The following is a 6,518-nucleotide window of genomic DNA, read 5'->3' as shown; positions in this document are numbered from 1 at the left end:
CGGACGCTCGCCGAGTTCGGCCGCATCGACGTCCTCGTCAACAACACGGGCACCACCCCCGTGTTCGACGCGATCGTCAACGCGGACCCCGCCGCGATGGCCAAGATCCGCCGCGCGGCGGAGCCGGGCCGGTGCGCGGTGCCGGATCCGAAGTCCATACTTCGAGTCAAGCGGGCCTTTCCCCTCCGGCGCCACCCCGGATCGGCGGATGTGGATAACGTCGTTGTGGGACACGCCCACCCAGGGCGGGTAGCGTGACCCGGCCGGTGCGAGCCGGTGCCGCGGACCCCGCACCGCCGGTCGCGCCGTGGCACGCCCGGGCCGCCGGCGGTCGAGGGCGGTGTTGCCAGGAGAAGTTGAGGAGACCCGATGACCAGCCCCGTATCGGACGGACGCAGCGTGCTGCTGCTGGCGCACACCGGCCGCGCGGCGGCCATGCGGAGCGCTCAACTGGTCCACCGCAGCCTCACCGAGGCGGGGCTGACCGTGCGGATGCTGGCCTCGGAGGTCGACGAACTGAAGCTGGCCGGCTGCGACCTCGACCCGGTCGAGGCGGTGGGCGGGCTCGACGCGGCCGAAGGCGCCGAGCTGGTGATGGTCCTGGGCGGCGACGGCACCCTGCTGCGCGCCGCGGAGATCGCGCGCCCCGCCGGCGCCCCGCTGCTGGGCGTCAACCTCGGGCATGTGGGCTTCCTCGCCGAGGCCGAGCGCGAGGACCTCGGCGCCACGGTGCGCAGCGTCGTCGACCGCGACTACGACGTCGAGGAGCGCATGACCCTCGACATCGCCGTCTACAACGGCGGCCGCAACGCCACCGCGCCCCCCGTGCGCACGTGGGCGCTGAACGAGGCCACCCTGGAGAAGGCCAGCGCCCGGCGGATGCTGGACATGGTCCTGGAGATCGACGGCCGCCCGCTGTCCCGCTGGGGCTGCGACGGCGTGGTGTGCGCCACACCGACCGGCTCGACCGCGCACGCCTTCTCCGCCGGCGGGCCCATCGTCTGGCCGGAGGTCGAGGCGCTGGTGATCGCTCCGATAAGCGCCCACGCCCTGTTCGCCCGGCCCATCGTGGTCTCGCCCGATTCCACCGTGGCCTTCGAAGTCGTTCCCGAGACCACGGCAGGCGTGCTCTGGTGCGATGGACGCCGTATGGTCGAATTGCCCGCAGGGGCACGAATCGAGGTGACCCGCGCTGAACTGCCGGTCCGCCTCGCGCGCCTGCAGCGGGCGCCGTTCACCGACCGGCTGGTGGCCAAGTTCGCCCTGCCGGTCGCCGGCTGGCGCGGGCGCTCCGAGTACGACGCCTAGTCGGCCGCCGAACGCAGACGCCTCGCCCGAGCGCGTCCCGACCGCAAGCACGCCAATGGTGAGCAGGAGAGGATTCGGTGCTCGAAGAAGTCCGCATCCGAGGTCTCGGCGTCATCGACGACGCCGTGCTGGAGCTGTCGCCCGGTCTCACCGTCGTCACCGGCGAGACCGGCGCCGGAAAGACCATGGTGGTGACCGGGCTGGGGCTGCTCTTCGGCGGCCGCGCCGACCCGCAGCGGGTCCGTCCGGGCTCCGACCGCGCGTCCGTTGAGGGGCGGCTGACCGTGCCCACGCGGGGCCGGGTCGCCGACCGCGTCGCCGAGGCGGGCGGCGAACTCGACGAGGACGTCCTCATCCTCACCCGGACCGTCTCCGCCGAGGGGCGCTCCCGCGCCACCCTGGGCGGACGCTCCGCGCCGGTGAGCGTGCTGTCCTACCTCGCCGACGACCTCATCGCCGTCCACGGCCAGTCCGACCAGCACCGCCTGCTGCGCCCCGAGCGCCAGCGCGCCGCCCTCGACCGCTACGCCGGCGAGCCGCTCGCCCGCGCGCTGCGCTCCTACACCGGCGCCTACCGCCGCCACCGCGAGGTCACCGCGTCGTTGGAGGAGCTGACCGCCCAGGCGCGCGAGCGCGCGCAGGAGGCCGACCTGCTGCGCTTCGGCGTGGAGGAGATCGCCGCGGCCGAACCGGTCTCGGGCGAGGACGCCGAACTGCTCGCCGAGGAGTCCCGCCTGGCCCACGCCGACTCGCTGCGCATGGCCGCAACCACCGCACACGAAGCCCTCACCGGCGACCCCGCCGCCGAGGTCCAGGCCGACGTGGTGGGCCTGCTGGCCGCCGCCCGCCAGGCGCTCACCGCGGTCCGCGAGCACGACACCTCCCTCGCCGCGGTCACCGACCGCCTGGACGAGGCCAGCTACGTGATCAGCGACGCCGCCACCGAGCTCGCCTCCTACGCCGAGTCCGTCGAGGCCGACCCCGCGCGCCTGGCCGCCGTCCAGGAGCGCCGCGCCCAGCTCGCCCAGCTCTCCCGCAAGTACGGCGAGACCACCGACGACGTGCTGGCCTGGGCTGAGGACGCCGCCAAGCGCCTCGCCGAGCTGGAGGGCGACGACGAGCGCATCGAGGGGCTGCACGCCGAGGAGGCCGAACTGCGTGAGCAGCTCACCGGCCTCGCCGACGAGCTGACCGAGCTGCGCGGCCGGGCCTCCGAGGACTTCGGCGCCGCTGTCACGGAGGAGCTCACCGCCCTGGCCATGCCGCACGCCCGGGTCAGCGTCAAGCTCACCACCGGCGAGGACTTCGGGCCGCACGGCCGCGACGACGTGGAGGTTCTGCTCGCCCCGCACCCCAGCGCACCGCCGCTGCCGCTGAACAAGGGCGCCTCCGGCGGTGAGCTGTCCCGCGTGATGCTGGCCATCGAGGTCGTCTTCGCCGGAGCCGACCCCGTGCCGACCTTCGTCTTCGACGAGGTCGACGCCGGCGTCGGCGGCAAGGCGGCGGTGGAGATCGGCCGCCGCCTGGCCCGGCTGGCGCGCAGCTCGCAGGTCATCGTCGTCACCCACCTGCCCCAGGTGGCCGCCTTCGCCGACGCGCACCTGGTGGTCGAGAAGTCCAGTGAGGGCATCGTGACCGAGAGCGGCGTCACCCGCCAGGACCGCGACGGCCGCACCCGGGAGCTGTCCCGGATGCTCGCCGGCCTGGAGGACTCCGAGCTCGGCCGCGCCCACGCCGAGGAGCTGCTGACGATCGCCTCCGCGGACCGGGAGGCCTGACCGCCCGCCGGTGCACCCGGGCGACGGCGCACCGGCCCGGGGCCGGACGGCCGCGCGCGGGGCGCCGCGCAGGCCTCCGCTGCGCCCCGAACGCACGATGTGTCCGGTAATGGTGCCGACACTCCGAGTAGTCGAACCTGCTCGGCGCGGGCGGGCGGCTGTGGCAGCATTCCGGCGATGAAGGTCCCGGAAGCGATCGGCGCCCGTCTCAGCCGGATCGGCCGCGCGCGAGGCGGCGGCTCCGACGGAGTCACCGCACCCGTCCGGTGCGACCGCCGGACCAAGCACCTCGCCAAACGGCTGCGGCCGGGCGACATCGCCGTCATCGACCACGTCGACCTCGACCGGGTCAGCGCCGAGGCGCTGCTCGACCGCGAGGTCGGCGCCGTCCTCAACACCGCGCCCAGCATCAGCGGGCGCTATCCCAACCTCGGGCCCCGGCTGATCGTCGACGCCGGGATTCCGCTGGTCGACGACGTCGACCCCGAGGTCTTCGCCCGCGTGCACGAGGGGGAGCGGCTGACTTTGGAAGGCGGCACCCTCCTGCGCGGCGGGAGCGTGCTGGCCACCGGGACGGTGCAGACGCCCGAGGGCGTCACCGCCGCGATGGACGCCGCCCGTGCGGGTATCGGGGTCCAACTGGAGGCGTTCGCCGCCAACACGGTGGAGTACCTGCGCAGCGAGCACGACCTGATCTTCGACGGGGTCGGCGTGCCCTCCGTGGCGACGCCCATGGAGGGACGGCACGTCCTCGTCGCCGTGCGCGGCTACCGCCACAGCGAGGACATCGCCGCCCTGCGCTCCTACATCCGCGAGTTCCGCCCGGTGCTGATCGGTGTCGACGGCGGCGCCGACACGCTCATCGAGGCCGGCCACCGGCCCGACATCGTGATCGGCGACTTCGACTGCGTCTCCGACGAGGCGCTCTCGGGCGGCGCCGAACTCGTGGTGCACGCCGGCCGCGACGGTCGCGCCTCCGGCCTCAAGCGGGTGCGCGGCCTCGGCCGCGAGGCGGCCGCCTTCCGCGGGGCCTGCACGGCCGAGGACGCCGCGATGCTGCTCGCCGACGACGCCGGGGCGTCGCTCATCGTGCTCGCCGGCAGCCACTCCGACCTGGAGGAGTTCCTCGACCGGGGCCGCGCCGCCATGGCGGGCATGTTCCTCACCCGGCTGCGCGTGGGCGGCAAGCTCGTCGACGCCCGGGGCGCCGCCCGGCTCCACCGCAGCCGCATATCACCGTGGTCGCTGCTCGCGCTGGCGGGCGCCGCCCTGCCGGCCGTGGTCGTGGCGGCCTTCACCGCGCCGGCCGGGGTCGGCTACGCCGACCTGCTCGCGCCGCGCTGGCACGTCCTCGCCGAGTACGCCTACAGGCTGACGGGACTGTTCACGTGATCGACTTCCGCTACCACCTGGTGTCCGTCATCGCCGTCTTCCTCGCCCTGGCGGTGGGTATCGCGCTGGGCGGCGCCCTGCTGCGCGGCCCGCTGACGGCGGCGCGGGGCGACGGCGCCAAACAACCGCCCGAGGGGGGAGAGCGCCCGCACTCGGGGGACGACCTCGCTGAACGGCTGAGCGCCGGCGGCGACCGGCTCGCCGACGCCTACGCCGGTGCGATCCTGCACGACCGCCTGGCCGGGGTCAGCGTCGCCGTGGTCGAGGCGCCCGGCACCGACCGCAAGCTGCGCGAGGGTGTCGTCGAACGCATCGAGCAGGCCGGCGGCACCGTGCCGGGGCGCCTGGCCCTCACCGACACCTACCTGGACACCGGTGAGGCCGTCTTCGTGCGCGAGCTGACCGACCAGCTCGCCGCGGACGCCGGCCTGCCCCAGGGCAGCGCCTACGACCGCGCCGGAGCGCTGCTGGGCGGCGCGCTGCTGCGATCCGGAGGCGCCGAGTCCGCAGGGGGCGGCTCCGACTCCGGCTCCGAATCCGGCTTCGACGCCGCGGCCGCCCTCGCGGGCTTCGCCGAAGCGGGCATGCTCAGCGTCCACGGCGAGCCCGCGGACGCCGCCGACCTCGCCGTGGTGCTCGCACCGGACGGTCCGCTGGCCGCCGGATCCGGTGCGGCCTCCGCGTCGGCGTCGGCGGGCCCCGGCGACGGCTCGGCCGCCGACAGGGCCATGCTCGACACCGCCGCAGCGCTGCACCGCTCCGGCGAGGCGGCGGTGCTCGTCGGCGGCCCCGACTCCGCGGGCCCGGGCGGCCTCGTCCGCCGCGCCCGCGCCGAGCAGGCCCCCTACACCACCGTCGACGCCGCCGGGCGCAGCGCGGGCGACGTCGCCGCCGCCCTGGCGGTGGCCGCCGCGGCCGAGGGCCGCACCGGCGCCTACGGGGTGGCCGAGGGCGCCGAAGCCTTCCTTCCTGCACCGCTGCCCGGCTCGCCCGGCGCGGACGGCGGGCCGGACAGCGCCGGCGGCGCCGAGGAGGCGGACGGCGAAGGGAAGCCCGACAGCGGCGGCGGTTCACCGGAGCCGGCCCTCGACCCGCACCGCCGCCCCGACCGGTCCTGAACGGCCGTACGCTCCGGCCGAACGGGCCGCCGGGCGCGCGGCGCCCCGTTCCGTCCGACGCGCCGCGGGCAGCGGGCCGCCGCCCCGCAGCACGAACCGGGCCGGTCGCCCGGGGCGGTCACCGCACCGCCGCACCGGCCCCGGGCGCCGCGCCGGATGCCGGGCCCGCACACCGGGGACCGCCCGCGACCGCCACGCACCCGAAGCCCCCGAGTACACCGAGGACACCGGCGATGGCCCCGATTCCGTCTGCGCACCGCATCCCGGGCTTGCGCGAGCGCCTGCGCGCCGCCCGGGCCGGGCTCGCCGGCGCAGCGCTCGGCGCAGCCGGAGCGCGCATCGCCTACCGGATCCTCCGCCGCCCGCCGCAGCGCGGCACCGTCGACGACGTCTTCCGCACCGCAGAGCACACCCGCGACGTCTGGTACCGCACCACCCCCCGCGGCGAGAACGTCACCCTGCTCGAAGGACCCGCGCTGGCCTTCGGCGTCTGCGCGGGCGCCGCCCTGGCGCCCCGAACGCCGCGCCGCGTTCGCGCCGCGGTGGTGCTGGCGGCCGCCGGATCGGCCGCCTTCGGCGCCTACGGCGACCTCTCCGGCGGCTTCGGCGGCCGCGGCGCGGCGGCGCACATCGCCGCCCTGGCCCGCGGCCGTATCACCACCGGGGCGGTCCAGGCCGCCGGAACCGGCGCGGCCGGTCTCGCCGCCGGCGCGGTCCTGGGCCGGGGTGCGACAGCGGGGGCGCTGGCCGACGGCGCCCTGATCGCCGGAGCCGCGAACCTCGCGCACCTGCTCGACACCGGGCCGGGCCGCGCGGCCCGCTTCGCGCTGCTGGCGGGAGCGCCCCTGCTGTGCGCGGCGCGGTCGAAGAAGTCGGATCGTAGCCATGTCGTTCTGTGAGCCAAGGAGTTGACTGCCTGTTT

4 protein-coding genes and 1 pseudogene are annotated in these 6,518 nt (G+C 76.1%); all 5 read left to right on the top strand.

Annotated features, from left to right (window positions below; translation table 11 throughout):
* Window positions 1-258 (top strand): annotated as a pseudogene (locus ABEA15_RS25355) (hypothetical protein); the annotation flags it as partial.
* Between the two features lie 111 nt (window positions 259-369).
* The gene (locus ABEA15_RS25350; protein ID WP_344144014.1) at window positions 370-1,308 is read left to right on the top strand and encodes an NAD kinase; all 939 of its coding nucleotides are present in this window, start codon (window positions 370-372) and stop codon (window positions 1,306-1,308) included.
* A 77-nt stretch (window positions 1,309-1,385) separates the two neighbouring features.
* Window positions 1,386-3,086, top strand: coding sequence for a DNA repair protein RecN (recN, locus tag ABEA15_RS25345; protein ID WP_344144016.1), 1,701 nt, complete (start codon window positions 1,386-1,388; stop codon window positions 3,084-3,086).
* A 177-nt stretch (window positions 3,087-3,263) separates the two neighbouring features.
* Entirely contained in the window at window positions 3,264-4,478 is a 1,215-nt protein-coding gene (gene steA, locus ABEA15_RS25340) for a putative cytokinetic ring protein SteA (protein WP_344144018.1), read from the top strand.
* Complete coding sequence (locus ABEA15_RS25335; RefSeq protein ID WP_344144020.1) at window positions 4,475-5,596, top strand: copper transporter; 1,122 nt, start codon at window positions 4,475-4,477, stop codon at window positions 5,594-5,596. Before steA ends, ABEA15_RS25335 begins: the two co-directional genes overlap by 4 nt.
* Window positions 5,597-6,518 lie beyond the last annotated feature (922 nt).

Source organism: Streptomonospora halophila, from assembly GCF_039542725.1.
Lineage (GTDB): Bacteria > Actinomycetota > Actinomycetes > Streptosporangiales > Streptosporangiaceae > Streptomonospora > Streptomonospora halophila.
This window is presented reverse-complemented; position numbering and strand designations above follow the sequence as displayed.